This is a genomic window from Acinetobacter sp. AOR12_HL (assembly GCF_027855275.1).
GTDB classification, from domain to species: Bacteria; Pseudomonadota; Gammaproteobacteria; order Pseudomonadales; family Moraxellaceae; genus Acinetobacter; species Acinetobacter baumannii.
In genome coordinates this window covers 110,820-137,370 of record NZ_JAKTIJ010000022.1, presented here as the reverse complement: position 1 = coordinate 137,370, position 26,551 = coordinate 110,820, and the positions used below count along the sequence as shown (strand labels likewise).

Sequence of the window (26,551 nt, the reverse complement as noted above, 5' to 3'; positions counted from 1 at the left end):
GGGTTCACGCACCTTTGCTTGAATAAAAAAATCAGATTTATAGTTATAAGGATATCTATAATGCCAGTATTTAATAAAATTGGTGCAGTATGTGCACTGACAGCTTTATTAACGGTTGGTTGTAGCACGGTAAGTAAGACTGTATCTGATACAGCCCATGCACTTACCACAATGCATACTAAAAAAGTGGTGGATGTTAATGAAGTGACAGCTAATGGTATAGGTAAAAAAATTGGTACGATTAGCTTTCAAGATAGTGATAAGGGCTTAATCATTACCCCTGCTTTAGCAGATTTACCAAGTGGTACTCGCGGTTTCCACATCCATGAAAATCCATCTTGTGCCCCTGCTGTTAAAGATGGAAAACCAGGCGCTGCTTTAGCTGCTGGTAGCCACTATAACCCTAACCAAGCCCCACATCATGGTACGCCAACTACTGGGCATTTAGGCGATTTACCAGCATTAGTCGTTGACAATACTGGTGTAGCTACAACTGCTGTTATTGCACCACGTTTAAAACTTGCTGACATTCAAGGTCGCGCTATCATGATCCATGCTGGTGGTGATAACTATTCAGATTCTCCTCTGCCTCTAGGTGGTGGCGGAGCGCGAATCGCATGTGGTGTAATCAAATAAGTGCTTTTTTTAAATTGTGGGTATCTAAAAAGATATCCACAATTTTGCTATTTTATTAAGCAACTTAGACTAATTAATTATTATAAAATCTTAAAAAATAAACTGACTTTTTTAAACAAAACGCATAATATTTTTCAAGTAATAAAAATTTAAATACCAATTGTCACGTACCCTCTCATTTAGAAAAAAGCCGTGAATAACCTGACTCAACTATTCAATCGTTTTAAAACGAATTCAATTTTAATTTATTGCCTGCAAATTTTAATTGTACTCACAGGCACAACTTTAGGTTTACTTTGGTTAGGTCATAATGAGCTGATCGTTCCTGTGACTTTAGGTGCGATTGCTGCTGCACTTACTGATTTTGATGATCGCTTAAGTCTTCGTTTACGCAACCTGCTCTATGTCTGCCTACTCTTTTTTACTGTCAGCACTATTCTTGGTTTTTTAGCACCTTATAAATTTTTATTTATTTTATATCTTTCAATTTCCAGTGCTTGTTTCATTTTATTGGGAGCTTTAGGGCAACGCTACGCTACCATTTCTTTTGGTACGATTTTACTCTCAATTTATAGCATGTTTGGTTTAGGAGAATATGCACACTGGTACCAACAGCCTACTTATTTTGTCTATGGTGCGTTGTGGTACGGCCTAACTTCTATTTTATTTTTTATTCTTAAACCAACACTTCCTTTACAAGATAAACTTTCACAAATTTTTGAAGAAATTTCAGCCTTACTTCAAGCTAAAGCACGGTTGTTCGACCCAGATAATAAAGAAAATGTTGAACAGCTTTTATTTGAGTTATCACTACAAAATACACAAGTTGCGCAAAGTCTTAACCAAATACGCAGCTCTCTGCTAACTCGCCTTAAGGCATCACGAGTCAGTAATAAAAGTATTTACTGGTTAAACCTATACTTTTTTGCGCGAGATATACACGAGCAGGCAACTTCTAATTATTTACACTACGAGCATATCCAACAAAATTTTAGCCGTAGTGATCTCATTTTTCGTTTTCAGAAAAACCTACGCTTACAGGCACAAGCTTGCCATGATTTAGCCCAATGCATTTTGCATAATCAACAATATCAGTCTTCTCAAGAAAGCCAAATTGGCCTAAACCATTTGGAAAGCTCTTTGAAAGACTGGATACAACAGCATCCACAAAATTTTGAAGTTAAAAATTTAAAGCTGATTTTTAATAATTTAAAAGGAATGCATGAACAATTTGAACAGCTTCAATATGCTCAACCGCTTAATGAAACGCTAAGTCAGAACAAGCAAGAACATCTCAATTTACTAGATGATGATATTCAAGGATTTTCAGATCTTGTTTTAAAAATTCGGCAGCAACTGACGCCACAATCAGCCCTATTTAGACATGCAGTACGAATTGCGGTTGTATTTGCCGCAGGTTATGCCATTTCCCTCTTACCTTTTGCCCAACATGGTTACTGGATTTTGCTCACTAGTTTATTTGTTTGCCAAATTACTTACTTTGCAACCAAAAGTCGTTTAAAGCTTAGAACGATTGGGACTTTACTCGGCGTTTTATTGGGTATTCCCATTTTATATTTTGTTCCTAGTATCGAAGGCCAACTCATTCTTACCATAATTTGTGGAGTTAGCTTTTTCTACTTACGCCAGAAAAAATATGCGCTGGCAACACTGATGGCAACCTTAATGGTATTGCTCATTTTCAACTTAAAAGGTGCAGGTTACAGCATTATTTTACCTCGCCTAATCGACACCTTATTAGGCTGCTTTATTGCTTGGCTTGCTGTTAATTTTATTTGGCCAGACTGGAACTTCCGTAATATTCCAAACAATATTAAGAAAAGTAGCCAAGCCACCTTTGATTACTTCAATATGATTGTCGAGCAATATCAGCATGGGAAAAATCAAGACATTGAATATCGTCGAATTCGCCGAGCTGCACATAACGCACAAATTGAATTGTCGAATATGATTTCAAGCTTAAGTGCCGAGCCCAACCCAAATCCAGAGCTGATTCATTACGCCTTTCGTTATTTGGTTTATAGCCACAGCCAGTTGAGTTATGTCGCAGCATTAGGCAGCCAAAGACAAAAAATTGATGATCAACAGGTATTACAACTTTTACTGGATTGTCAGCAAATTCTTAAACAAAGTTTATTTGAACAAGCTTCGGTTAACTTTAGTTTTCTTGAACAGACTTTAAAGCAAATTCAAAGTTTAATAACTCACGAACATTTTTCAGAGAACTACACACTTGTCTTAAAACAAATGAGTTTATTATTAGAAACCTTGCCTGAACTCATAAGCTTAAAAGGCAAACTTTTAGAGCATGAAATTAAATAGAATAAAAAAATACCGGAATATAAATTCCGGTATTTTTTTAATGTAAGTCTTGTGCAACTCTTTCCTGCATTTCTCGTTTTAAAGCTAAACGTGGTTGAGTAAACCACAAGGCAATAAATGCAAAAGCAGATAAGACAAAAGCCCATAAATGAAATTGAGTGTAGAGATAGCGTACAAGCTCAATCATTGCAAAGAAGCTCGTCATCAATAGCATTGAAACAGCAGCAGCTACAGTTCCTTTTGACACTTCAGATGACATGAGCGCAAAACGGTACAACACTGAGAAGCTAATTCCTTCACCAAAACAAATGAGTGTCATACCTATTAATAAGCAAGGAATTAAATAGGCTTGCCAGACAACACCTAATATTAAAATTAGCGTACCAGTGAGCATAATCGGTAAGCCAATTAAGACAGTTTTACCTAAAGCTAAACGGTCAATAATTTTAATTAAAACAATGTTACCAACAATTAAACCTAAAAATACCGGGAACTGTGCTAAACCATATTGCACACTCGTTAGCTTCAGTTCATCGACCAAAATAATTGGCGATAATGCAATCCAAAGCATAAGCGGCATACCCACAAGTGGTAAGGCCAACGTTAACCCAAGGAACTGTCGATTGCTAAATACCTTTTTAAAGTCATCAAAAAGATAACTAAAAGGCTGTTTGGTTACACTCACCTTATGACTAGGCATTTGTTTCTTTAAGCCAACCCAGCTCAGCAGTGCAAGTAAAGCAATTGCCACAAAGCCCCAGTGCCATGAAACATAATCAATTAAGAAAGCTCCAAGTACAGGCCCTAGCAAAGGCGCAAGCAATGAAATATTTGCCATGAGGGCCATGACTTTAATCGCATCACGCTCGGCAAAGTTTTCCTGAATTGCGGCATATCCCACTGCTGAAATTACGCTTAACCCAATACCTTGTAAAAAACGTAATGTCAGAAAGTGTTCAATTTGTCGCGTTAATAAAATTAAAAAACAGCACAAGGCAAAAAATAAAACACCAGACAAAAGTACTTTTTTACGGCCTAATCGATCTGATAAAGGTCCTAGTAACCATGCAACAGATGCACCACCTAATAAATAAAATGACATTGAAGACGGCGCCCAAGTTGCACTTACACCGAAATCTTCAGTAATTGCCAACATGGCTGGCTGAATCAGGTCATTACCAATATAAACCGCAAATTCAAATAGCACTAAAGCTAAAGGAAACATCAACGTTGTACGGTTCAACGCTGTCGTTTGAATATTTTTCATGAGTTTGTACACTTCAAAATAGCGGCCACTATGTCTCAGCAACTACATATTGAAATAAATAATGTAGTCATGACGATGACAGTATGGTCAGTCAATCTTTAGTTAAGTTGTTATATGCCGTGAGAGTGCATGTTTAGAATGTGAAACACCGTATTCACAAGGTGTCTAAAACGAGAAAAAATGTATGACGTGAGATTCGGTAATTTTTACCATCTGGCATAATTGCCGGATGACACAATATCACTTTTCAAATTGATCATCAATCGGACAATTCCAACAATTTTAAATTCTATATTTTAATGATGACGAACTCATTTTTATATTGTGAATAACCCTAAAGTTATCCACATATTCAATAGAAATTCAGCTTTAAGGACAAGGATTAACTTGAAAGTCTGCTGCTTCCTCGCCTTTTGTACATTGATAACTTTGTTTTTTATTCACGATTTTCCAAACAGTCTGATCTTTTTTTAATAAATACTCAGTACGTGTTTTCGAAACAGCATCCTCACTCGGCTCTGTCTGCAAAATAGTAACTTGAGCATTAGAAGGATCTTCTAAAGCATTCATTTGCTGTGAAATACTTAAATTACTGGCATTATTTAAAAGATTAGGTTGATCGAGTAAAACAGCTTGTATCGGACTGTTCGCTTGAGGTGTGGGTGGATTTGTATTTGGTGTACAAGCACTCAGAATCAACAAATTACACATCATGAGTAAACCAATCTTTTTCATACTCAACTCCACCACAACTTCACCTTGATGCTAAAGGCTACAAACAATTTTTTCCGTTCAACTTTGTAAAGTATTTGCCATTAAAATGAAGAAACCAGTATGAGGTATCAAACCAAGATTAATGATTTTTAATCAATAATATTTTTCCAATTACTACATTTTTCTTTAAGAGTAAGTTCTCTAAAGTATCGCTCAAGTTTAAGAATTGAATTAGAGTAACTCCCATGAGCAATATTTTAGTCATTAATGGTGCCAAACAATTTGCGCACTCAAATGGTGAATTAAATGACACACTCACGACATTAGCGACGAATCACCTCACTGAACTCGGTCATGAAGTAAAAGTCACTCGTGCAGATAGTGACTACAATGCTGAAGCCGAAGTAGAAAAATATTTATGGGCAGATGTCGTGATTTATCAAATGCCGGGCTGGTGGATGGGTGCACCGTGGACTGTAAAAAAATATATTGACGATGTATTTACGACAGGTCATGGTTCTCTTTATGCAAACGATGGTCGTAGCCGCTCTGATGCCTCAAAAAAATATGGTTCAGGTGGTTTAATTCATGACAAAAAATATATGTTGTCGCTTACTTGGAATGCGCCAATGGAAGCATTTGACGATGCGGATCAGTTTTTCCATGGTGTGGGTGTAGATGGTGTTTATTTACCATTTCATAAAGCAAATCAATTCTTAGGTATGAGTACCCTACCAACATTTATTGTAAATGATGTAATTAAAATGCCTGATGTAGATAGTTATGTGGAAGCATACAAAGCACATTTGAACACACTATTTGCAGCAGCCTAATCCGGAGAAAACCATGCTTACTATTATCGCGGAAATTCGTACTCAATCGGGTGGACAGCACCGCCAAAACGTATTGAATGCATTTCAAAAAATCATTCCAACTGTTTTAGCAGAAGATGGTTGCCATGGTTATGAACCTTTAGTTGACCACATTTCAAATGCGAGCTTCCAGAACAAAGACCCTGACATTATTGTGATGTTAGAAAAATGGGAAAGTGTAGCTCATCTTGAAGCACACTTAGCTACACCACATATGCAAGCGCATCATGAAGCAGTCAAAGATGATGTAGTTGACGTCAAAATTAAAATTTTAGAAAGCGGCGTATAATTTAAGAAATAAAAAAGACGATATATTTATCGTCTTTTTTATGCTTAAGAACAAAGCTGCATTTGGAAATCTTTAGAACCTTTTCCTCTTGCACATTGGTAGCTCTTTTGCTTATTTTGCAATTGCCACTTTTCATCAACCAATTTAAATAAATATTCCGTCCGAATTGCTGAGACAGAGTCATCCATTAAACCGGTTTGTATAACAGTAATGCGAGAAACAGTTGGGGATTCTACACGGTTAAATACCTGCTGAACTGAAGTATTGTTATGCTCTTTTACAATCTCGGGTTGCGTTTTAAGTACTTGTTGCATTGGGGTTTCTGAGCCCACAAAAGGAATTAATTTACTTGTGGTTGCACAACCCGTCATAAGTCCAGCACAGAGTGCAGAAATTAAAAATAAACGTTGCATTTTCATCACCAAAAAACAAAAGGCATAGCTTTATGATGCTATGCCTTTGTCGGTTACTCTGTAGAAACTATGTAGTTCTACAAAATAGATCTAATTTAAAGATCGAATAATTTACCCGGATTCATAATGCCATTCGGGTCAAATACTTTTTTCAAAGCTTTCATATATTCGATTTCTTCAGCTGAGCGCGAATATTCCAAATATGGCTTTTTCGTCATACCTACGCCATGCTCGGCAGAGATTGAACCATCGTATTTTTTAACAGTATCAAACACATATTTATTCACGACCTGACACTTCGCAAAGAACTCATCTTTGGTTAAGTTTTCAGGTTTTAAAATATTTAAGTGTAAGTTACCGTCGCCGATATGGCCGAACCAGCAAATTTCAAAGTCAGGATAGTTTTCTTGAACAATCGCATCAATTTCACGAATAAATGCAGGTACGTGAGTAATTAATACTGAAATATCGTTTTTATATGGAATAAACGGCGCGATTGATTCAGAGATATCCTCGCGTAAACGCCACAAACTCTCTACTTGGTCAAGACTCTGGCTCATTACACCATCAAGTACCCAACCTTGTTCCATACAGTGCTCGAAAATCTCCATTGCTTTGTCGATAATCGGTTCGTATGACGCTTCAAACTCAAGCAATACATAGAATGGACATTGAGTTTCAAATGGACGTTGAACATGACCACGGTCGAGTACTTTTTGCATTGCAAGCTCACCAAAGAACTCAAATGCAGTTAAGTCGATATCTTTTTGGAAAGCATGTAACACAGGCATTACTGCATCAAAATCAGGAACACCTAAAACTAAAACTTGTAGGTTTTGTGGTTGACGCTCAAGTTTAATTTCTGCTTCAGTCACTAAACCTAATGTACCTTCACCACCAATAAACAAATGCTGTAATGCATATCCAGTTGCATTTTTAATCATGCCTTTGTTTAAACGTAAAATGTCGCCCTTACCCGTCACTACAGTTAAACCGAGTACCCAGTTACGCGTCATGCCATATTTAATGACTTTAATACCACCAGCGTTGGTACCGATATTACCGCCAATCTGACTAGAACCCGCTGACGCAAAGTCAACCGGATAATACATACCCTGCTCTTCTGCATAATTTTGCAATTGCTCAGTCACAACACCAGCTTGTACACGAACCATACGGTCTGCCGGGAAGAACTCAAGAATCTGGTTCATTTTGTCCATGCTAATGACAATTTCACCATTGGTTGCTACAGCACCAGCAGAGAGTCCAGTACGACCACCTGACGGTGTAATTGCAATATTAAACTGGTTTGCAAGCTTCACAACTTCCTGAACTTGTTCAGTCGTTGATGGAAAAACGATGACCGATGGGTTCGGATTAAAATGCTTGGTATGATCTTTACCCCAGTTTTCGAGACTATCAGCATCGGTTTTAATACGGTTTTCACCGACGATTGCTGTTAATTGGGTGAGTAACTCAGGTGTTAAAGCGACTGGAGCATTCATCGTTTGCAGACCTAGCAAGAAGTAAACTGTGGTGGGACTATGACCTCATATTTCTCAAGGTTTTCACCTGAGCAAAGTCATAATGTTCATTTGAACATTTGAACACCTATATTCTACATGCAACAGCACAAGCGATAAAGTTCAGAATAGAGATACTGTCACTACAAAACATGTTTAACACCAATAAAACACTTTTTATAAGGCCTTAAAGGAAAATTTGAGCCTAAACGTAGACCAAGCATATTTTATAACGCTCGACAAGCCATAAATGGAAGTGATTAGACATAGATAAAATTGCCATAAGGCGATGGTATAAACGAAATATCTATAGCGCTGCCCAGTATGTTATTATACCGCCACCAAATTTGGCCTTTGTAGCGGAGCCGTAATGAGCCAACATCTTTCACTACCTAAAGATAAAATCCGTTTCCTTTTGTTAGAAGGCGTTCACCAAAACGCAGTCGATACTTTAAACGCTGCGGGTTATACCAACATTGACTATCGCAAAACTGCTCTTGAAGGCGAAGCGCTTAAAGAAGCAATTAAAGATGCTCACTTTATTGGTATTCGTTCGCGTACCCAATTGACTGAAGAAGTTTTCGAAGCTGCAAATAAATTGATCGCAGTAGGTTGTTTCTGTATCGGAACAAACCAAGTAGATCTTAAAGCAGCGATGGCACGTGGTATTCCTGTATTTAACGCACCATATTCAAATACGCGTTCGGTTGCAGAGCTCGTACTTGCTGAAACTATTCTTCTTCTTCGCCGTGTTCCTGAAAAGTCAGCGGCTTGTCATCGTGGTGGTTGGGACAAATCTGCTGTGGGTTCTTTTGAAACTCGTGGCAAAACTTTAGGTATTGTGGGTTACGGTTCCATCGGTTCTCAACTTTCAGTTCTTGCTGAAAGTATGGGTATGCATGTCATTTATTATGATGCAGTCACTAAATTACCAATGGGTAATGCTCGCCAAGTTGGTTCTTTAGATGAACTTTTAGCAACTGCTGATGTTGTGACTTTGCATGTACCGGATGTTCCGTCTACACGTAACTTCTTCACTAAAGAACAATTTGCAAAAATGAAAGAAGGCGCGATCTTCTTAAATGCTGCACGTGGTACATGTGTAGTGATCGAAGATTTAGCTGATGCAATCAAATCTGGTCACCTTGCAGGTGCGGCAGTTGATGTATTCCCGAAAGAACCAAAAGCAAATGGTGAAGAATTCCAGTCTCCACTTCGTGGTTTAGACAACGTGATCTTGACTCCTCACGTTGGTGGTTCAACGATGGAAGCTCAAGCAAACATCGGTTTAGAAGTAGCAGAGAAATTTGTTGCTTACTCTGATAAGGGTATGACACTTTCTGCGGTAAACTTCCCAGAAATCGCGTTGCCATTGACAGCGGGTCAACACCGTTTACTACATATCCACAAAAACGTACCGGGTGTATTGTCTAAAATCAACAACTTGTTTGCTGAACAAGGCATTAACATTTCAGGTCAGTCACTTATGACTAAAGGCGACATCGGTTACCTTGTAATGGACGTAGATGCTTCTGCTTCTCAAGAAGCTTTAGATATGTTGCATGAAGTTGAAGGCACAATTCGCGTACGCGTATTGTTTTAATACAGACTGTAAATTTAAAAGCCACAGCATTGTCTGTGGCTTTTTTATAGGTATTTACATTATCATGTGAAAAGTATACCAATTGATCAAATAATAAAATGTCCAGTCCAAGCCAGAAATCCCAGCTTCATGCTTTGGGCTTTCTTATTCTTGCCATGTTAAGTGTCCAAAGTAGCGCATCCTTAGCTAAAGTCCTGTTTCAGAACTTTCCTGTACTGACTGTTTCTGCAATGCGTTTATGTATCGGGGCATTTATTTTGGCTTTCATTTTTCAGATCTGGAAAATTAATTTTAGTCAGGTCCGATGGAAAGCTATTTTGAGCTATGGCTTTGCTCTTGCTGGCATGAATGCTCTTTTCTATTTATCGCTTGAACGTTTACCCATTGGTATTGCGGTTGCATTTGAATTTATTGGTCCACTCAGTGTGGCCCTTTACCATGCTAAGCAAAAATATGATTTTGTCTGGGTCACTTTCGCAATTATTGGTCTCATTTTATTATTTCCTTTTAACCAAGCACATAGTTTGGACTGGATTGGAGTCCTATTTGCGATGAGTGCAGGTGCTTGTTGGGCCCTATATATTATTGCGGGGCAAAAGCCTTCTGGTATCTCAGGTAACCATACAGTTTGTTTGGGCATGACTGTAGGTGCTTGTATACTTTTACCTATTACTTTTTTCTCAGGCTCTATTGGGCAAGTTATAGAATTACCATACTTTTTTTATTTTATTGGTCTCGCCGTTTTAGCTAGTGCACTTCCATTCTCTTTAGAAATGTTAGCTCTACGCAATTTAACACCTTTAAGTTTTGGAACATTGATGAGCCTAGAGCCAGCTGTTGCTGCACTTTCCGGTTTTATCTTCTTAGGTGAATACCTGTTATGGAATCAATGGTTGGCACTCGCCACTATTATTACTGCTTCTGTGGGTTGTACCATAACCACCCAAAGAGCCCGACAACAACGTGAAAAAACAGTAGGTTAATTCTGCAAAACCTGCGGGTTGAAACCCAGTATTGGCTATAATTAATCACCCTTATTTTTTAAATATCAAATAAAGCGTTAAGGTATTTCCATGCAAAATCTTCCAATTATTGCTGTGCTCTATATGATTTTGTCGATGGTTTCGTATCAAATCAGCGCTTCATTTGCCAAGCAACTTATCGCAGCTTTAGATCCGCTTACCGTTACTATTTTAAGACTATGTTTTGCAGCAGTGATTGTTGCCGTTATGTTCCGTTCTTGGAAAATCTGGTCTCGCTTACCTTATTTAAAATGGCGTGATTTATTAATGTATTGCGCATCTTTAGGGTTAATGAATATTTTATTTTATACCTCTCTTGGAAAATTACCCCAAGGGATTGCAGTAGGTCTAGAATTTATTGGTCCATTAGGCTTAGCCCTAGTTTCTATCAAACAAAAGAGCGAATATATCTGGGTAGCTTTTGCCATGCTGGGTATTGCACTCATGGTACCTTGGCAAGATCCAACTCAACACCACTTTTCTTACGTAGGTGCAGCCTGTGCTTTAGGCGCAGGGCTTTGTTGGGCATTCTATATTTATTTTGGTCAAAAAGTTGTAACTCAAAATATAGGAATGCATGCCTTAACCATAGGGATTACGGTATCTGCCCTCACCTTATTACCAATTGGTATTTGGTATAATGGCCCAGCATTACTTGATACACAGTACTGGGGTAAAGCCTTACTTATTGCAGTTTTAGCGACTGCTATTCCCTATGCACTTGACCTAATGGCACTCAAACAACTTAATAAATTAACTTATGGCACCCTAACAAGTTTAGCACCAGCATTGGCAGCATTAACAGGTTTCTTACTACTTCATGAAGAAATCAGCATGCTGCAATGGGTGGCTTTAGCTTGCGTAATGCTAGCGTCAATTGGGGTTACTTTAAGAAGCAAAACAGCATCATAGGTGTAGCTTATTGCTGTTTTTTATACTTTTTATATTCCTTTAAATATTTATTGCCTAGCGTTTCTTTTTCACTGTCTTTAAGAATTTTACCGGCTTGCTGAAAAAATTTATGCTCTTCTTCTTTTAAATGGTGATGGACTTTTTCGCTCAACTGTTTAGCGGTTGCCAACCAACTTGGGCTACTCATATCCGTTTTTTCAAGTTGCTCGACCAACTCATCCATTTCATGGTGTTCAGATAAAGCATGTCTCGTAATATCCAAACCGACATCATCAAACATTAAAGGGATATATAAATAACGGTCTTCGGCAACTGAGTGAGCATAAAGTTCGTTTTTTAATGCATCAAATAATTCTTTTCGTTCTTCGGTTAAACCATGTGTCTGGATTAATTGTTCAGAAAGGTTGCGTTGATTTTCGTGGCTTTCTCTTAATGCTTCGAAAATATTCATTCTCTTCCTCATTTTTAGTTAAAAAATCTTTTTTATTTCAAGGTTTATCGTACGGCAAAATTTATATTATTTAAGTAGCTTAAAATGAGACTATTTTTTACACAGTTTTCTTTCTAGTAAGTTTCTGTAATGTTTTTTATATTTCTAATTTTAAAAGATACATAAAAGTATGAACCACTCCTCAGGACAGTTCATACTTTTTATCTTATTTAACCTGTAACAAACATTTGATATCCCAAACGGCAAATCAGGATACTCACCAAAATTAAAAAGATAATACGTACAAAACCACTACCGTATTTAAGCGCGGTACGCACCCCAACAATAGAACCTAGCACGTTAGCCGCTGCCATCATTAAACCAATATGTAAAATAGCGTGCCCAGTTGGGATGAGGAAACTCAGCGCAGCTAAGTTAGTCATAAAATTACCGATTTTTGACAACGCCGAAGCATGTAAAAAATCGACTTGTAAAAAACGAATGAAGAAAAAGATAAAGAAACTACCAGTACCCGGCCCGAAAATACCGTCATAAAAGCCAATCGCCAGACTACCGATACCAGCTAAAACGAGCATTTTCGTGGTAATTTTTTGCTCGGTATGAACCTGTCCGAAGTTCTTTTTAACTAGGGTATAAATCGCAATCACAATCAACATCACGAAAACGAAAGGACGCAATACCGATTGAGGGATAAGCGACAAACAAGCCGCACCAGCGAAAGAACTAATCAAGGCACAAATGGCAATAACGGCTAAAAGCTTCCATTGCAATTTTACTTTTTTAGCAAATGTATAAGCTGCCGATGCCGTACCAAAAATGGATGAGACTTTATTGGTACCAATCACCGTAGCAGTCGACATGTTAGGAAAAGTGCTCATGATCCCGGGAATCTGGATGAGTCCGCCGCCACCAACAGCAGCATCAATTGCTCCCGCAGTAAACGCAAAAAAGATCAAACTAAGGATAACATCCCATTCCATGCCCATGTTTTATACTCTACATCTACTACAAATTTAAGATACGTTTAGGTACCAACCGTTTTTTATCGGTAATTTCAGCTAAACCTAGACAGCGTTCACCCGAAAAAACCAACACTTCTGCTTCTGCAGAATGATCAATATTGCTTTCTAGACCGTTACAAAAATATTTTTCCCGTCCTTCGGGAACCTGAATTTTTAAGAAATGGTCAATTGGAGCATATACGGGCAGTAGCAAAGCTTCTCTTTGCTCTTCCGTTAAGCTTTCCAAATATTCAATGGTATAACTTGGGATGAGTTCAAAATGTCCAGTTTGAATACGGTGAAGCATGGTTAAATGACCACCACAACCAAGTGCCTCACCAATATCTTCACCTAGCACACGAATATATGTTCCTTTAGAACAAGTTACATCTAAAGTGATACTATTTTCAGTAAATTCAATGAGTTCTAAGGCATAAATCGTAACCGGGCGTGCTTCACGCTCAATCTCTATACCCTTTCTGGCCAGCTCATATAGTGGCTTACCTTCTTTTTTTAATGCCGAGTACATTGGTGGAACTTGTTGAATATCGCCCCTAAACTTTTCTAAAGTTTGCTCAATAAGCTCTTTGCTAAGAACCGGGATAGGACGTTCTTGTAAAATATCGCCTTCAACATCGCCTGTTGTTGTAGTTTGGCCTAATCGAACAGTAGTTTGATAACGCTTTGTCGAGTCTAGCAAGTAATGTGAGAATTTAGTGGCCTCTCCTAAACAAATAGGAAGTAAACCGGTTGCTAATGGATCTAATGCACCAGTATGACCCGCCTTTTGGGCACGGTAAAGCCAACGCACTTTTTGCAAAGCAGCGTTAGAACTTAGCCCTAATGGTTTATTTAAAAGAAATACACCACTGATATGGCGACGAGAAATTTTTTGATTTTTTGTCGTCATTTTTACTGGAACACAAAGCTAGAGAAAAGTGCCGACATGTTAGCAAATTCAGCAAGATATTTTCATAATATTTAGGTGCCTTTTCACTTATTTTATGGCACATTAATGATCGAGTAAAAAAACAACAAATGAAAACTTAAGGAAGATATCTTTATGCAAAGGATGCAGAAAAAGATATGGTGGTGTGTGCTCGGATTTTTTATTTTGAGCCTCATCGCATGTGTGTATTGGCTAAGCCCAGACTCGGAAAATACTTCACCTCAGCCAAATCAGGATGAAGCTAAAAGTTTGGTAGCTACTTCGCAATCTACTTTAAATTCACCATTAAACGAAAATACTTATTTGAGTAAAAGTCAGCAAGATACTCAAGTTAACTGCCAATTAAAAATTGATAGTTCACAACATTTAGTTGTGAATAGCCAAACCCGTGACTGCTTTGAATATTTTATTACGCAGTATGGCGAGAGCAATTTACAACAAGTTAAAACTCATTTTGAGAAATTTATACAAGATCAATATTTAGAGCCAGCCCGCTCACAGATTATTGATTTGTGGACGCGTTATTTAAAATACCGTGAGCAGCTTGCACAAATTCAACCGCCTCAATCTAAACAACAAGATCAAAATTATTTTCAAAAGATCTTCAGTTCAATTCAAGATATAAGAAAACGTTTCTTCTCTGCCTCTGAAATTGAAGGGTTATTTTCAACAGAAGACATTTATCAGAACTACACATTAGATCGCATGAAGATTTTAGAAGATTCATCTTTAAGCGAAATTGAAAAAGCTAAAAAACTCAAAGAGCGCTTTGAACAATTACCAGAAGACTGGCAAGAAAACCTACAAGAACTCTCAAAGCTTGATGATTTACACACACTGACCAAACAAATTAAAGCTCGCAATGGTTCAGCAGAGGAACTTCGGCAAATGCGTACAGCACTTGTTGGAGCCGAGGCAACTCAACGATTAGAAACTTTAGATATACAGCGTAATGCGTGGCAACAGCGAGTGACTGGCTACTTAAATCAACGTGATGAAGTCCTGCATAGCAATATGAGTGACAGCGCTAAAAAACAAGCTATTCAACAACTACGCCAACAACAATTTAGCTCATCGCAAGAACAGCTTCGTCTTAGAACTTTTGAAACAGTCCATGACCAAGGAGGTGAACTACCCTTTAACTACTAGGCTTTTCTATTTCAAAGTGAGCCAAACCTTATCCAGCAGTAGAAGCTGCTTCTCATACAAAATAAAAATAGTGAGTAAAAAATGAAAAGGAACTTAATATTTTTCTGTGCTGCAATACTCTCAGGACTGAGTGTTTCAGCAACCCATGCCACAAATGCTGAGCAAGTCAAAAGCTCATTCGTCTATTCGACTTATGCACAAACCAAATATCCATTGGTTTTTAACCATGGTATGGCGGGTTTTAACCGAGTTGGAACAGATACGCTTGGTCTGGACTACTGGTATCAGATTCTTCCTGATCTTGCGCGTAACGGAGGAAATGTCTGGGCAACAAGAGTTTCACCGTTTAACTCAACTGAAGTTCGTGGAGAACAACTTGCCCAACAAGTAGAAGAAATTATTGCCATCACCGGAAAGCCTAAAGTCAACTTGATCGGACATAGCCACGGGGGACCAACAATTCGCTATGTCGCTGGGATCATGCCTGAAAAAGTCGCTTCGCTTACTACTATTGGTGCACCTCACAAAGGATCGCCAATGGCAGATGTCATCCTGAATGTTGAGGGTACTCCTCTATCCGGGCTGGCAACATTAGTAAACTGGTTTTCCGCAGCAATTACTTGGGCAGGAGGTCTAGACCCAAATAGTTATCCGCATGACTCCCTAGCAGGTGCCCACAGTTTATCGACTCAAGGCTCTGCACAGTTTAATGCCCAGTTTCCAATGGGTGTTCCTACCACGTCTTGTGGTGAGGGTGCTTATCAGGAGAAAGGCATTTATATGTATTCATTCTCTGGTAATAAAGCGCTGACGAACCCATTAGATCCATTTGACATGGCATTGACAGGAAGTAGTCTAGTAGTTGACCCATTTGGGGATAATGATGGGCTTGTGTCTCGATGCAGTGCCAAATTTGGTAAAACTATTCGTGACGACTATAACTGGAATCATTTAGATGAAGTCAATCAGGTCATGGGAATACGTTCTATTTTTGCAGCAGACCCTGTATCGGTTTACCGTCAACATGCTAACCGTTTAAAACTTCAAGGATTATAAGCTTTAAAACAAAAAATGCGCCAAAAGGCGCATTTTTTACTCGCTATAAGCTTACGCTTTACGAGCTGGTAATTTTTCACGAATACGTGCAGCTTTACCAGACAAGTCACGGAGGTAGTAAAGTTTAGCACGACGAACGTCACCACGACGTTTCACTTCGATTTTAGCAACAACTGGTGAGTGAGTTTGGAATACACGCTCAACACCAACACCGCTAGAAATTTTACGTACTGTGAACGCAGAGTTCAAACCACGGTTTTTCTTAGCGATTACAACACCTTCAAATGCCTGAAGACGTTCACGGTCACCTTCTTTTACTTTAACTTGAACAACTACTGTGTCACCAGGAGCAAATTCAGGAAGGTCAGTTTTTAACTGTGAATTTTCAATAGCTTGAACTAAAGGATGTTTACCACTCATTGTGGGAATCTCCAATATGTGCGGAGTCAGAAGAGGCCTGAGTTTCCGCTGGGGATAGAGGCTAAAGCGCATATCAACCCGTTTAACTTTCCCTTTACGACAACCGTAAAGAGCCTTAAGTACACATAAATCTATAAAAAATAGACTTATGCTTTAATTCGAAGCAAAGCTTCTCATCTTTTACTCAGAAAAACACAGGGGATGTGCTTACCCTTGTTCATCTGACAGCCATTTTTTTTGCTGCTTAGTCAACGCAACCTTTTCAATCAACTCAGGTCGACGCTCTAAAGTTCGTTGATAACGCTGCAAAAAACGCCATTTCTCAATATTGGCATGATGTCCCGACTTTAAAATTTCAGGAACATCTAAACCTTCAAACTGATCTGGCTTAGTGTATTGCGGACAATCCAAAAGACCATCTACAAAAGAATCCTGTATCGCTGATTGCTCATCTGACATTACATTCGGCAAACGGCGAATAATACTATCAAGCAACACCATGGCAGGTAGTTCACCACCAGATAAGACATAATCTCCAATTGACCATTCCTGATCAACATAATGCTGGATCAAACGCTCATCGACGCCTTCATAACGCCCACACAATACAATTAAGCCATCATAATCGACAAACTGCTGTACTGCCTGTTCATTTAAAGTTTTGCCTTGTGGAGACATATACACCACAGGTACATGAACACATCCTGCTTGCGAAGCAAGTTGTTTGGCATGGTTAATTGCTTTTGCCAAAGGCTCCGCCATCATCACCATACCAGGGCCACCACCAAATGGACGTTCATCCACTCTTCGGTAATTCCCTTCAGCAAAATCACGTGGATTAATACAAGTGACTTGTACTATGTCACGTTTTGCTGCACGCCCGCTAATCCCGTAGGCTGTAATCGCTTCAAACATTTCAGGAAAAAGCGTAATGACTGCAAAAAACACCGCAGACTCCTCTATTTTCCTGCTGCGTTAATCCTATAAAAAGGATTAATAATCTACGCCCCAATTGACGTAAATGCGACCAGCTTCAAGATCAACGCGTTGCACCACATCTTTATGCCACGGGATCATGCGTTCTTCTGAATCAATGCTGTCTGGTGTAGCGCGTACAACCATCACATCATTGGCTCCAGTTTCAAACAACTCATGAATTTGCCCCAAGTTCACTTCCTGTTCGTCGTCATCAAGACCTAACACTGTTAAGCCTTTCAAATCTGACCAGTAGTACTCATCTACATCTGCTTTCGGCAGTTGAGATTTAGCAATCCAGATATTAGCGCCAACCAAGCTTTCTGCTCCTGTGCGATCACTCACACCTTTTAGAGCAACAACCAGACCTTTGCCATGTGGTTTCCAACGTTTTACATCAACGATTTGCCAACCGGCCTTGGTCTCGATGTACCAAGGCAAGTAGTCAAACATATTGCTCATGGGTTCTGTATTGGAATACACCCAGAGCCACCCATTTAATCCATAAGCTGAACGTAACTGTCCAATCTGAATACGATCTTCGGGAACATTCTGTGTTGGTGTCATGGGCTACCTACTACAATAATTATGCAGTAGCTTTTTTAGCTTGAGCAGCCAAAGAAGCAACACGTTCAGAAGGTTGAGCACCTTGAGAAACCCAGTGAGCAAAACGGTCTGCATCTAAACGAAGTTTTTCTGCTTGACCTTGTGCAGTTGGGTTAAAGAAACCGATACGCTCGATGAAACGACCATCACGTGCATTGCGGCTATCAGTCACAACGATTTGATAGAATGGACGTTTTTTTGCGCCGCCACGTGCTAAACGAATAACAACCATGATAAAAGCCTTATAATTCTTACGGATTATCCCTGCGCCGACCATCGGCAACACTTCAAACCCCTTTCATAGAGGGCGACATTCTACGTGATTTTCACCCTGAAAGAAAGATTAAATTTTGAGTTATCCGCAGTTTTGAATTTAAATTACTCTGTCCAACTTGATGAAGCCGATAGTGCACAATCTGTAGCACCTTTTGCCCAAAATTTTTGCCCTTGATCATTTAAGCAAATAATTCCATCACCAGCTTGTGAAGTATTAGCGATTGGTGTTGCCGTAAGCACCCATGTCGAATCGTTTAAAGTAGTAAAAGCTAAAGTATATAAAGCTTTGCCCTGAAGAGGACTCACATTAGAGCCATAAATTGATTGTATAGTTGTATTTGAAGGATAACGGTTATTTACTATTTTTTGAGATTCTAATGTCTGCGCAATATTCATCATTTCAGATTGAACAGCTGTACGATGCCCTTTACGTAAATATTGCAAATATGAAGGTGTCGCTATAGCTGCTAAAATTGCAATTATTGCTACTACAATCATAAGTTCTATCAGGGTAAAACCATTCTTCATTGCCAATTCTCACTATTTGTTTCACATACATTGCAAGTGACTGTTCCACCACAGTCATTATCAACAGCCGTAGCTGTTAAACTTTGGCAACGCAAACCTGAATTCTTAGCAATAAAATTAAAGTTTCTGGAGTCTGTAGTTGTCGCTTTAATGACCCATGTCTGCCCATTTGCAGCAGCATTCGTCAATAAATTTCCTGTCGTCGTATCATCACTAATTTCAATTGTATAACCACCCCGTGGCAAAGTTACAGATGTGGTGGTAAATCCCCTATAAGTAAAGTTCTTGGATTTATGCCGTTCCAATTGTTCAGCCAATTTTAGAATTTCACCTTTAGCAGCAGAGGCCGTCGCTCTGCGGCTATAACTTTGATATGAAGGGATAGCGATCGAAGCAAAAATAGAAACAATCACTATAACAACCATGAGCTCAATCAAGGTAACCCCCTGATTGAACCGTAGAATAGAGTATTTATTCATAAGCTGTTCCTTCTAGCGATAGCGCTCATACCAACGCGTAGGAACTAAATGACTTGTACACTGCCACTCGCCCGTTCCATTCTCGTTTCCGGCCAATTGTAACTTGCCACAACTATTAGTCACAGGAGGTTCATCTATTTTGGGAACATATGCTAGGCCACGAATACCTGTGCCAATAACATTTTCATTACATTCAGAAACTCCAGCTGGACAGTTACTACCAGTTTTATTTGTTTGAAACCCACTCGGCTCTTCTTTATTTGAATTAATAGTTCCATCTGGATTAAGACAAACGCCAAAGGGTAAACAATACGTTTGTCGGTCTGTTTCTCCCACAACACGGGGTAAGCAAGGATCTCCCGCAACAATTCCCGTTCCTTGAGGGTCATAAACTGGAATAATTAAATTACCCGTAATTGCCATCGGTTCCTCAAAAGCTTTAAGTCCTCCTTTAATACGAAAACTATTATTAGCTTTTTCTGTACCATCGCTCGTACTAGAAAGCGAGCGATACCAACCGCCTTTACCTACTCCTGTAGTTGGGAAGAAAATTTGAGCTACTCTTGTTTCACCTGTTCTTAGAATTTGTGGATTTTTTCTTAAACCTGTCCGTGTAATATCTTTTGTTTCAAGCTGATTATCAGTTAAAGACATTAAGTTCTTTTTAACAAAGTCTCTATCAATAATTCCATAAACGTTGTTTACAGGTCTTCCGCTTAATGCTGTGCTTGGTGACATCCCCTCACGGCCTGTAAGTGGGTAAACGTCTAAAGGTGTACTACGGTCTCCTGATGCGATACCTACTGTAATAAAAGTGTGAATTCCATAATCGTGAATTGTCACTGTTGGCGGTTCATAAAAACGTGGCGCATTCCCAGCGGTATAGTCATTCGAGGCATCATCAGTTGAGTCATTTGTTGCCAAATTGGCTAATCGCACAACTCGAATACCAAAACTACTATAAGTAGAATTCGTTTTTGTCTGGTTATTATTAAGATCGATACGGAAAATTTGCCCGCCTAAATCACCGAAATATAAATGGTCTACCAAACCATCAGCATCTCGATCCAAGGTACTAATGCGACTAACAATACTGTGCTTCATATTGGCGTTATCAGTATTAGAACCTGTATCACTTGTCCACCATAAACGTTCCCCAGTTTTGGCATCAATAATATAGACAGCGTTTCCTTTTGCTTTTCCATTAGTAAAGCAAGAGTTGCTCAAAGTAATATTCGGGTTTTCATAACATTGGTCGTAGCCACCACCAACAATCATAACCCGTTTAATAACCCCGTTATAACGTATATTTGCAAGTACAGGTTTAGACCAACTCTGCCCCATACGACTATAATTAGTTTGATCTGCTCCTACTCTAAAGAGAAGCTTAGGTGCAGCAGGATTTAAGACATTTAAGCCATAATAACTGCTGCCCCCCATTCGCATGCCTCCATAAATATTCATTTGCTTTGCAGCTACTTTTGATACTGCCGAGCTACCACTTCCCACTGTAGTAATATTGTAGGCTGGGTCAGATACCCAAGCTCCATCCATACCATGAGCGGGAGCTGAAGCATCACTTTGACCAACAACTAAAGCTTTGGAAGCAACTGAATCATTTAAAATATCTGCAGGAACAAAGACCATTTGCTCAATACCAGATGAAGCATCCACAATATGTAATCCGCCTTCCATAGTTCCATAGAGGATGGATTGTTCTCGGGCAGATGTTAAATTCCCATTATCATCTAGTGTTCCATTGTAAGTTAGTTGAACCGGTAAAGAGTGAATACTTCCCCCCATCGATAAATAAGGTTCATTCGATGTAACCAAAGATGGAGGCAGAGTTGTTGCATTAATATCTGTTGAATAACCTAAATAATTTAATATTTTTAATTTCAAGCTTATAGGAAAAGCTTTTAAAATATTTTGTCCAGTTGATGGATCAAATTTACCTAAAACATAACTTGCTGTATTAGCCACCGTATCAAAAGGATTAGTTCCTTCTGGTGGAGCAGCTGGAATTTTTAGCAAATTAGTTCCAGAAGTTGAAATTTTCGTTAAGCTACCATCTGCTGCAACGGCGGAAACATCAGTAAATAAGTTGCGGATTTTACTTTGTACTGCGTAATAATATTTTGTGATATTTCCTTCTGCATCACGTGTTTCAGGTTGTCCAGCAATGGGTAAAGGCACATTCGCATATGAACCACCTAAAAAGACTTTGCCTCCGTCAGTATAAGTAGAGCTATTCCAATAATCCTTTGTTCCAGTCCTAAAAGCCCCACTTGCATTGTAGACTAATCCGCCAGAATTGGCCTCAAAAGCACCTGCATTCGCTCCAGATAAAACAACATGATATTTCTTTAAATTTCCACGCCATGTTAAGTATGTATTAGCCGGATTTGGCTCAAAAGCACGTAAGTAACCATATTCCTGTAAATTTTTAGGATTTAAAGCATCATAAGGAACAGAGATCACACCTGTTGTTAACGGTGCTAAAGGTGCTGCACCCAAGTTATTAATAAATGCGATAACACTATCAGTAACACCTTGTGGTGTTTGCGTTGCAAAAAAACCTCCATTACCATAACCAGGACTAGCAATTGCGTTTGTTCCTTGATTCGGCGAACAAGCATCATCACCTGCGCGATCTGTTTGAGTTCGGGATGTCAATTTACATGCATTAACGACATCACTAGATCCTAAACTTGTAAAGTCATTACCAAAACCAACAAAAGCAGTTTGTATGGGAACATTAACAGGATTCGTCGCATTAGCAGCTATGCTTTGGATTACACCGCCATTAAAAAGTCTTTTCGCATAGTTACTCATACAATGCCAATCGTTAGTACTATTTAGTGCACCTGATGCAGCGCAATCAAAATTCGTACTACTCAGACTAGCATTCATAACAGAATTAAGGGTCGAATCAGTCTTATTTGTCGGCTCACCATCAGAAAGAATATAAACTCCTTGACCATCACAACTTACTCGATCAGCAGCCGCTGGCAGTGGTGAGGCATAACTAAGTAAGTCTGCTTTTTTAGAGTCAGAAATAGAGCTACTAAAACCACTATACGAGTTAGCTCCTAGTTGCATTTCCTGTTTGTAATAAATAGTATTGTTTCCGTCAGTATAATAACCATCTTGAGCAAGATTAGATGGAGCCGTTCCCCCTAAAGAAACCCAACCGTTAAAACGACAAGTCTGTATTTCATTACTAAAATCTGTAGCATTCAAGCTATCACATCTATAGTAAGTAGTTATAGTAGGGCCATATACTGGTATAGCTTCGGTACTATTACCTCGATATGGTTGAGATCTCCAAGACTCATATCTTTCATAGCAAAGCGGCGGTGCCACATTGGTTCTCAAATAAGGATAGCTGCCAGGACATTGATAACTACTTATACTTCTTGTTTCTTCCTTTCTATAAACATCAACTGCAATTTGTACAGGTGCGTTAGTTGTTGTTCCCATCAAATATGCAGCTGCTTCAGCATATGCAGCGGCTGTAGGTGTTCCTCCACTTGCAGTCAGCCCCATCACAGCTGTACGTATAGCATTCCTTTGGGTTGAATTAGTAGCACCAAGAGTAGCGGCTGGTACTAATATCTTTCCTGCATTTCCTGACCCATTGACGGAATAATGACCCAATCCCACCCGGACATTTGTTAAGCTGGAGTTATTACTATCCAAAAATGCAAACATACCATCCTTTAGCCTTGATATTCGATCATAGCATTTCAAGGAATCTGTTCGAGCGCTATAAGTACCATCAGCATTTTTATTAGGATTATAACACTTGTCCTTTAATCTTTGATAATTCGACGAAATTGAAGTCGAATAAGCCACCGAGCAGTACGTTCTGGAATATGTATAAGACCCGCTCCCTCCACTATCAGTTTGCACAGTTGTACGATCTGAACACACTCCATAATCTGCATTAATTGAATTACTACTACTATTTACCCCCATTGAACCAGAGGTATCCAACATCATCACAATTGTTTTTTTACCTGCTGTAGGTGAGGCATAAATTTGTAAATCACTTGCTTGCACCACAGAGCTTGTCATCAGCCATGTGAATATCATTGAGCTTGAACAGACGGCATACCATAAATTATTTGGCTTAACATTCTTCAATTTTAGTTTCATGATATTCCCCATTATGAACCTGGTGCCGTGATTTCAGTCAGCTTATTGGTATAGTTAAATTCTTGAACTTGAGTACTAAAAGGTACGTTATGGTTTGCCAAACAATCAGCTAGGGTTTGCTTATCCGTTAATGCACTATCAAAGTTGTCACTAATTTTTGCGGAACTCGTACTTAAGCAATCAGATTGCAGAGTTTCTAAAGAAGTTGAGGCATAAGCAGGTAAAAACGCTGTTGTAATAACCCGAATACGTTGCGTAGATAGCATGCTTTTAGGAAGTTGGGTTCCTTCGGAAAGATTTATGTCCCGAGGTAGATTTGAACCCGGAATATCAGCCATGGCATCGGTTGGGATACTGACAGCAACTTGAGTAACTACCGCTTGACGATTACTCCCATAGTCACTTGTTAAATCGCAGAAACCTGCTACTCCACCGTCTTCAACCACAGCATTATTAGCGCTGCCAGCCCGAAGCAAACTTGCCCCCCGAGTTTGAGCAAAACTTACAGATGTAGAAGTTGGTTTATAGCAAAAGTTATATTCCGCACCAGGGTTACTTTCATGTGCTTTCAGTGCTGCTCCAATCACATTGGTAATATTTGTCAATGTGGTTGGGTTCATCTGCACAATAAGCTCTAACGGAGTATCTGAAGATTGAAAGTTTAATTGGCCAACTTGGCTATTAGTTGCAACTTTTAGAGAAACAATCGCTACTCTTATTGCCAAAACCCCGACAGAAATAACGATCAATAAAATAATAAGTACAACAATAAGTGTGGCACCTGTTTCCTTAGATCGACCTTTGATATTTTTATAATTTAAATGGGTCATAGTGTTTCCCCCATTGCATTGCGTAAAGCAATTGTCACGCTATATACGCGTCGCAAAAAACGAGTTCTGTTATCGGCAGCATGCACATTCTGATCTAGCATAAGAAAAGACTGATTAGGGTCTATTGCCTTATTTTGAGCATTATTTGTAGAACGGGCTAATACCGATATTTGTATTGACAGAATTCTTGGAGCAGCCACAGCTGAACTCGCATCTCGAACAGCTTGTGCAGCCACCCGATACTGAGGAATTGTGTAATAAGCAAAATTACCAGCTGCGTTTTTCGTACCTAATAAGACATGAAAATGGTCAATACGAGGCAGTATAATTTGGCCTGCATCTCCTAATCCATTAACGATATCAGGTTGCGCTGTAGCACTAACCGCAGGAGTATTCGCATCACATGCAAGTGCATAATCCTGTTGAGAGCTACCATTATTATCAACACGTAAAAAATACCGTTGAACTATTAGGTCCCCCGCTAACACATTCACACCTTCACAATTAGTCATATTGGTCGGGGCAATGAATTGAATAGTCAGCTGATCGCTTTGTACTTCAGCATTTGAACTATTCTGTATATTTGAAAAACCTTTCCAGTGGTTATTCACTGTACTTACCGTATCACCTGCACCACGGCTTAATAACGCTTCCGGAATATAAGTATTTGTATCAACTTTTGGAATAAAATTAACATTGTTGGCATTTGTTGCTGTTGAACCTGTTAATACAATACCTCCCCAAGGCGTTGTATCTGTTAATTGCGGATTTACAACATTTCCATAATTTAGAAGCCGTATATCACGTGCCATATATTCCAAACCAAAAATACCGCTGTCCTGGATTTCAGCATTGGCCTTTTGCAATCGGCTGGATAAAAGCCCTCCAATAAATAGCTGTGTTGCAGCAGCCACTAATATTAGGCCTAAAGCTAAGGCGACTATAAGTTCAATCAAGGTAAAACCTTGTTCTTTATTAGAAATAAATGATTGAGCCATTTAATATGCCTCCATCATTAAGCAAGTTGAATTATTCACGTAAACACCGTTATTACTCATACAACTTGAAACATCCACACTAGTATTTGTTCCATTTGTAGTAATCACTGGCGCAGTTTTACCCCAAAAGACAAATAGGCACTGGCGTTGTTGCACCATTGTATTTGTAACGCCAGGGCAATTTGACATCGTAATTCTCATACCCAGTTGATTAGCATTTCTAGCTGCTTGATAGGCATCAAATTGAGCAAGTTGGGAGGCAGTACATAGAGAATTAAAACATGACGTGGGTGCAGGAGTATCAGATGTATAGTTGCTATAACTACGCACAAATGTAGGATACTGGCTAGCTAGAGTACTATTTGTACGGATATTTTCTGCTAATCCCCTCATCACTAGAATGGCTTGAGATTTACTTAATGCTTCTGAAGAGGCATCCATAGCTCTTAGCTGCAAGGCAACATAACCTAAAACTCCAATAGCAAGTAAAATTAAGGCAACCAAAACTTCGAGTAAGCCCACCCCAGCTTGGGCTTTTTGCTTATAGTGATGCATTAACAAGTCTCCTCGGCCTTAAAAACTAAAGTGCCAAGCTTGGTCAAAATAATGACTTTCTTTTTATTTATTCTAGAATTACAAATAGATAAAAGCGTATCTTGAGTTATATTTGCCACTACTCCATTTGCGTTAAAAGCTAAAGTGGTAGTCGTTAAAGAACTTTGCATACCATCAGCGGCTATATTTTTTAGCTCAAGAGTATTATTAGAAGCTGTCTGCCAATTTAATGAAGTGGGTGTATTTGAAGCTGTTGAGTTCAAGTTAACAGAAACATTCTGACGTCCTAAAATTGCCTGACTTTTCGCTTCTGATAAAGTGTTGATTAAGTCTCTTTGATTAGCATCTAAACGTTTACTTTCTAATAAATTTGACATTGATGGTGCAGCCATCAGTGCAATAATAGCCATGACTGCAATCGTCACCATTAGCTCGACCAAGGTGAACCCTTCTTGTGGAATAATTCCCCTCATCCCCAGAACCCCAAATAAAACTAAAATTTTTTATTTCTTATTTAAATTTT

The 26,551-nt window shown here is 38.9% G+C and carries 26 protein-coding genes and 2 pseudogenes; 9 read left to right on the top strand and 19 right to left on the bottom strand.

Annotated elements, in window-relative coordinates; all coding sequences use genetic code 11:
* The first annotated feature begins 60 nt into the window (after nucleotides 1-60).
* A complete protein-coding gene (sodC, locus tag MKL36_RS11335) occupies nucleotides 61-636 on the top strand; it encodes a superoxide dismutase family protein (RefSeq protein WP_001143885.1) in 576 nt (191 codons plus the stop codon).
* A 192-nt stretch (nucleotides 637-828) separates the two neighbouring features.
* A complete protein-coding gene (gene yccS, locus MKL36_RS11330; protein ID WP_001061826.1) occupies nucleotides 829-2,979 on the top strand; it encodes a YccS family putative transporter in 2,151 nt (716 codons plus the stop codon).
* A 37-nt stretch (nucleotides 2,980-3,016) separates the two neighbouring features.
* Here the strand turns inward: yccS and craA are convergent, their stop codons facing one another.
* Nucleotides 3,017-4,246, bottom strand: a complete 1,230-nt coding sequence (craA, locus tag MKL36_RS11325) for a chloramphenicol efflux MFS transporter CraA (protein WP_000790118.1) — start codon at nucleotides 4,244-4,246, stop codon at nucleotides 3,017-3,019.
* Between the two features lie 369 nt (nucleotides 4,247-4,615).
* Nucleotides 4,616-4,981 carry a hypothetical protein gene (locus MKL36_RS11320; RefSeq protein WP_000719497.1) on the bottom strand — a complete coding sequence of 122 codons (366 nt, stop codon included), beginning with the start codon at nucleotides 4,979-4,981 and terminating at the stop codon, nucleotides 4,616-4,618.
* 224 nt (nucleotides 4,982-5,205) lie between these two features.
* On the opposite strand from MKL36_RS11320, the gene MKL36_RS11315 reads away from it, so the two are divergent.
* Both MKL36_RS11315 and MKL36_RS11310 read left to right on the top strand, forming a co-directional pair.
* A complete protein-coding gene (locus tag MKL36_RS11315; RefSeq protein ID WP_000065452.1) occupies nucleotides 5,206-5,793 on the top strand; it encodes an NAD(P)H-dependent oxidoreductase in 588 nt (195 codons plus the stop codon).
* 13 nt (nucleotides 5,794-5,806) lie between these two features.
* Entirely contained in the window at nucleotides 5,807-6,121 is a 315-nt protein-coding gene (locus MKL36_RS11310; RefSeq protein ID WP_000955560.1) for a putative quinol monooxygenase, read from the top strand.
* Nucleotides 6,122-6,165: 44 nt separating this feature from the next.
* Here the strand turns inward: MKL36_RS11310 and MKL36_RS11305 are convergent, their stop codons facing one another.
* Together MKL36_RS11305 and MKL36_RS11300 are read right to left on the bottom strand one after the other, a co-directional pair.
* On the bottom strand, nucleotides 6,166-6,534 hold the full coding sequence (locus MKL36_RS11305; protein ID WP_021510142.1) for a hypothetical protein: 369 nt from the start codon (nucleotides 6,532-6,534) through the stop codon (nucleotides 6,166-6,168).
* Between the two features lie 95 nt (nucleotides 6,535-6,629).
* Nucleotides 6,630-8,039, bottom strand: a complete 1,410-nt coding sequence (locus MKL36_RS11300) for an FAD-binding oxidoreductase (protein ID WP_021510143.1) — start codon at nucleotides 8,037-8,039, stop codon at nucleotides 6,630-6,632.
* 388 nt (nucleotides 8,040-8,427) lie between these two features.
* Here MKL36_RS11300 and serA point away from each other — a divergent pair, with 388 nt between their 5' ends.
* The 3 genes from serA (at nucleotide 8,428) to MKL36_RS11285 (ending at nucleotide 11,594) form a co-directional block, all read left to right on the top strand.
* Nucleotides 8,428-9,660: a phosphoglycerate dehydrogenase gene (serA, locus tag MKL36_RS11295; protein WP_000077814.1), complete on the top strand. Its 1,233-nt coding sequence runs from the start codon at nucleotides 8,428-8,430 to the stop codon at nucleotides 9,658-9,660.
* Between the two features lie 98 nt (nucleotides 9,661-9,758).
* Complete coding sequence (locus tag MKL36_RS11290; RefSeq protein ID WP_000098158.1) at nucleotides 9,759-10,643, top strand: EamA family transporter; 885 nt, start codon at nucleotides 9,759-9,761, stop codon at nucleotides 10,641-10,643.
* Nucleotides 10,644-10,733: 90 nt separating this feature from the next.
* Nucleotides 10,734-11,594 carry an EamA family transporter gene (locus tag MKL36_RS11285; protein ID WP_001180517.1) on the top strand — a complete coding sequence of 287 codons (861 nt, stop codon included), beginning with the start codon at nucleotides 10,734-10,736 and terminating at the stop codon, nucleotides 11,592-11,594.
* 7 nt (nucleotides 11,595-11,601) lie between these two features.
* On the opposite strand, the gene MKL36_RS11280 is transcribed toward MKL36_RS11285, so the two are convergent.
* The 3 genes from MKL36_RS11280 to truB form a co-directional block, all read right to left on the bottom strand.
* Entirely contained in the window at nucleotides 11,602-12,045 is a 444-nt protein-coding gene (locus MKL36_RS11280) for a hemerythrin domain-containing protein (protein WP_001019905.1), read from the bottom strand.
* A gap of 209 nt (nucleotides 12,046-12,254) precedes the next feature.
* Nucleotides 12,255-13,031 (bottom strand): sulfite exporter TauE/SafE family protein, encoded by a 777-nt coding sequence (locus tag MKL36_RS11275; RefSeq protein ID WP_000525222.1) that lies wholly within the window; start codon nucleotides 13,029-13,031, stop codon nucleotides 12,255-12,257.
* Nucleotides 13,032-13,050: 19 nt separating this feature from the next.
* Complete coding sequence (gene truB, locus MKL36_RS11270; RefSeq protein WP_000208695.1) at nucleotides 13,051-13,956, bottom strand: tRNA pseudouridine(55) synthase TruB; 906 nt, start codon at nucleotides 13,954-13,956, stop codon at nucleotides 13,051-13,053.
* A 153-nt stretch (nucleotides 13,957-14,109) separates the two neighbouring features.
* Between truB and MKL36_RS11265 the strand changes: the two genes are divergently transcribed.
* Nucleotides 14,110-15,144: a lipase secretion chaperone gene (locus MKL36_RS11265; RefSeq protein WP_001189451.1), complete on the top strand. Its 1,035-nt coding sequence runs from the start codon at nucleotides 14,110-14,112 to the stop codon at nucleotides 15,142-15,144.
* Nucleotides 15,145-15,258: 114 nt separating this feature from the next.
* Entirely contained in the window at nucleotides 15,259-16,200 is a 942-nt protein-coding gene (locus tag MKL36_RS11260; protein WP_085943440.1) for a lipase family alpha/beta hydrolase, read from the top strand.
* Between the two features lie 51 nt (nucleotides 16,201-16,251).
* Here MKL36_RS11260 and rplS read toward each other — a convergent pair whose 3' ends face one another.
* From rplS to MKL36_RS11205, 12 genes and pseudogenes are all read right to left on the bottom strand, one after another.
* On the bottom strand, nucleotides 16,252-16,620 hold the full coding sequence (gene rplS / locus MKL36_RS11255) for a 50S ribosomal protein L19 (RefSeq protein WP_000014562.1): 369 nt from the start codon (nucleotides 16,618-16,620) through the stop codon (nucleotides 16,252-16,254).
* Between the two features lie 207 nt (nucleotides 16,621-16,827).
* Nucleotides 16,828-17,568 carry a tRNA (guanosine(37)-N1)-methyltransferase TrmD gene (trmD, locus tag MKL36_RS11250; RefSeq protein ID WP_000464596.1) on the bottom strand — a complete coding sequence of 247 codons (741 nt, stop codon included), beginning with the start codon at nucleotides 17,566-17,568 and terminating at the stop codon, nucleotides 16,828-16,830.
* A 45-nt stretch (nucleotides 17,569-17,613) separates the two neighbouring features.
* Nucleotides 17,614-18,162, bottom strand: a complete 549-nt coding sequence (gene rimM / locus MKL36_RS11245; RefSeq protein ID WP_000189236.1) for a ribosome maturation factor RimM — start codon at nucleotides 18,160-18,162, stop codon at nucleotides 17,614-17,616.
* Nucleotides 18,163-18,181: 19 nt separating this feature from the next.
* Nucleotides 18,182-18,433: a 30S ribosomal protein S16 gene (gene rpsP, locus MKL36_RS11240; RefSeq protein ID WP_000260334.1), complete on the bottom strand. Its 252-nt coding sequence runs from the start codon at nucleotides 18,431-18,433 to the stop codon at nucleotides 18,182-18,184.
* Nucleotides 18,434-18,579: 146 nt separating this feature from the next.
* Nucleotides 18,580-19,005, bottom strand: coding sequence for a type IV pilin protein (locus MKL36_RS11235; RefSeq protein ID WP_021510144.1), 426 nt, complete (start codon nucleotides 19,003-19,005; stop codon nucleotides 18,580-18,582).
* Nucleotides 19,002-19,484 (bottom strand): type IV pilin protein, encoded by a 483-nt coding sequence (locus tag MKL36_RS11230; protein ID WP_021510145.1) that lies wholly within the window; start codon nucleotides 19,482-19,484, stop codon nucleotides 19,002-19,004. Before MKL36_RS11230 ends, MKL36_RS11235 begins: the two co-directional genes overlap by 4 nt.
* Nucleotides 19,485-19,496: 12 nt before the next feature.
* A pseudogene (locus MKL36_RS11225) lies at nucleotides 19,497-23,030 on the bottom strand (PilC/PilY family type IV pilus protein); the annotation flags it as partial.
* A 420-nt stretch (nucleotides 23,031-23,450) separates the two neighbouring features.
* Nucleotides 23,451-23,645: pseudogene (locus tag MKL36_RS19100) on the bottom strand (hypothetical protein); the annotation flags it as partial.
* Nucleotides 23,646-23,656: 11 nt separating this feature from the next.
* On the bottom strand, nucleotides 23,657-24,475 hold the full coding sequence (locus tag MKL36_RS11220) for a PilX N-terminal domain-containing pilus assembly protein (RefSeq protein ID WP_000149374.1): 819 nt from the start codon (nucleotides 24,473-24,475) through the stop codon (nucleotides 23,657-23,659).
* Entirely contained in the window at nucleotides 24,472-25,473 is a 1,002-nt protein-coding gene (locus MKL36_RS11215) for a PilW family protein (RefSeq protein WP_021510147.1), read from the bottom strand. The genes MKL36_RS11220 and MKL36_RS11215 overlap by 4 nt, the downstream gene beginning before the upstream one ends.
* Nucleotides 25,474-26,034, bottom strand: coding sequence for a type IV pilus modification protein PilV (pilV, locus tag MKL36_RS11210; protein WP_086374083.1), 561 nt, complete (start codon nucleotides 26,032-26,034; stop codon nucleotides 25,474-25,476).
* The gene (locus MKL36_RS11205; protein WP_021510149.1) at nucleotides 26,028-26,501 is read right to left on the bottom strand and encodes a pilus assembly FimT family protein; all 474 of its coding nucleotides are present in this window, start codon (nucleotides 26,499-26,501) and stop codon (nucleotides 26,028-26,030) included. Before MKL36_RS11205 ends, pilV begins: the two co-directional genes overlap by 7 nt.
* Nucleotides 26,502-26,551: the final 50 nt, after the last annotated feature.

Bases quoted from the DNA above. Each gene is read 5' to 3' on its own strand.
- sodC (WP_001143885.1), top strand. From the start codon at position 61: ATGCCAGTATTTAATAAAATTGGTGCAGTATGTGCACTGACAGCTTTA.
- craA (WP_000790118.1), bottom strand. From the start codon at position 4,246: ATGAAAAATATTCAAACGACAGCGTTGAACCGTACAACGTTGATGTTT.
- MKL36_RS11320 (WP_000719497.1), bottom strand. From the start codon at position 4,981: ATGAAAAAGATTGGTTTACTCATGATGTGTAATTTGTTGATTCTGAGT.
- MKL36_RS11315 (WP_000065452.1), top strand. From the start codon at position 5,206: ATGAGCAATATTTTAGTCATTAATGGTGCCAAACAATTTGCGCACTCA.
- MKL36_RS11310 (WP_000955560.1), top strand. From the start codon at position 5,807: ATGCTTACTATTATCGCGGAAATTCGTACTCAATCGGGTGGACAGCAC.
- MKL36_RS11305 (WP_021510142.1), bottom strand. From the start codon at position 6,534: ATGCAACGTTTATTTTTAATTTCTGCACTCTGTGCTGGACTTATGACG.
- MKL36_RS11300 (WP_021510143.1), bottom strand. From the start codon at position 8,039: ATGAATGCTCCAGTCGCTTTAACACCTGAGTTACTCACCCAATTAACA.
- serA (WP_000077814.1), top strand. From the start codon at position 8,428: ATGAGCCAACATCTTTCACTACCTAAAGATAAAATCCGTTTCCTTTTG.
- MKL36_RS11290 (WP_000098158.1), top strand. From the start codon at position 9,759: ATGTCCAGTCCAAGCCAGAAATCCCAGCTTCATGCTTTGGGCTTTCTT.
- MKL36_RS11285 (WP_001180517.1), top strand. From the start codon at position 10,734: ATGCAAAATCTTCCAATTATTGCTGTGCTCTATATGATTTTGTCGATG.
- MKL36_RS11280 (WP_001019905.1), bottom strand. From the start codon at position 12,045: ATGAATATTTTCGAAGCATTAAGAGAAAGCCACGAAAATCAACGCAAC.
- MKL36_RS11275 (WP_000525222.1), bottom strand. From the start codon at position 13,031: ATGGGCATGGAATGGGATGTTATCCTTAGTTTGATCTTTTTTGCGTTT.
- truB (WP_000208695.1), bottom strand. From the start codon at position 13,956: ATGACGACAAAAAATCAAAAAATTTCTCGTCGCCATATCAGTGGTGTA.
- MKL36_RS11265 (WP_001189451.1), top strand. From the start codon at position 14,110: ATGCAAAGGATGCAGAAAAAGATATGGTGGTGTGTGCTCGGATTTTTT.
- rplS (WP_000014562.1), bottom strand. From the start codon at position 16,620: ATGAGTGGTAAACATCCTTTAGTTCAAGCTATTGAAAATTCACAGTTA.
- rimM (WP_000189236.1), bottom strand. From the start codon at position 18,162: ATGACACCAACACAGAATGTTCCCGAAGATCGTATTCAGATTGGACAG.
- rpsP (WP_000260334.1), bottom strand. From the start codon at position 18,433: ATGGTTGTTATTCGTTTAGCACGTGGCGGCGCAAAAAAACGTCCATTC.
- MKL36_RS11235 (WP_021510144.1), bottom strand. From the start codon at position 19,005: ATGAAGAATGGTTTTACCCTGATAGAACTTATGATTGTAGTAGCAATA.
- MKL36_RS11230 (WP_021510145.1), bottom strand. From the start codon at position 19,484: ATGAATAAATACTCTATTCTACGGTTCAATCAGGGGGTTACCTTGATT.
- MKL36_RS11220 (WP_000149374.1), bottom strand. From the start codon at position 24,475: ATGACCCATTTAAATTATAAAAATATCAAAGGTCGATCTAAGGAAACA.
- MKL36_RS11215 (WP_021510147.1), bottom strand. From the start codon at position 25,473: ATGGCTCAATCATTTATTTCTAATAAAGAACAAGGTTTTACCTTGATT.
- MKL36_RS11205 (WP_021510149.1), bottom strand. From the start codon at position 26,501: ATGAGGGGAATTATTCCACAAGAAGGGTTCACCTTGGTCGAGCTAATG.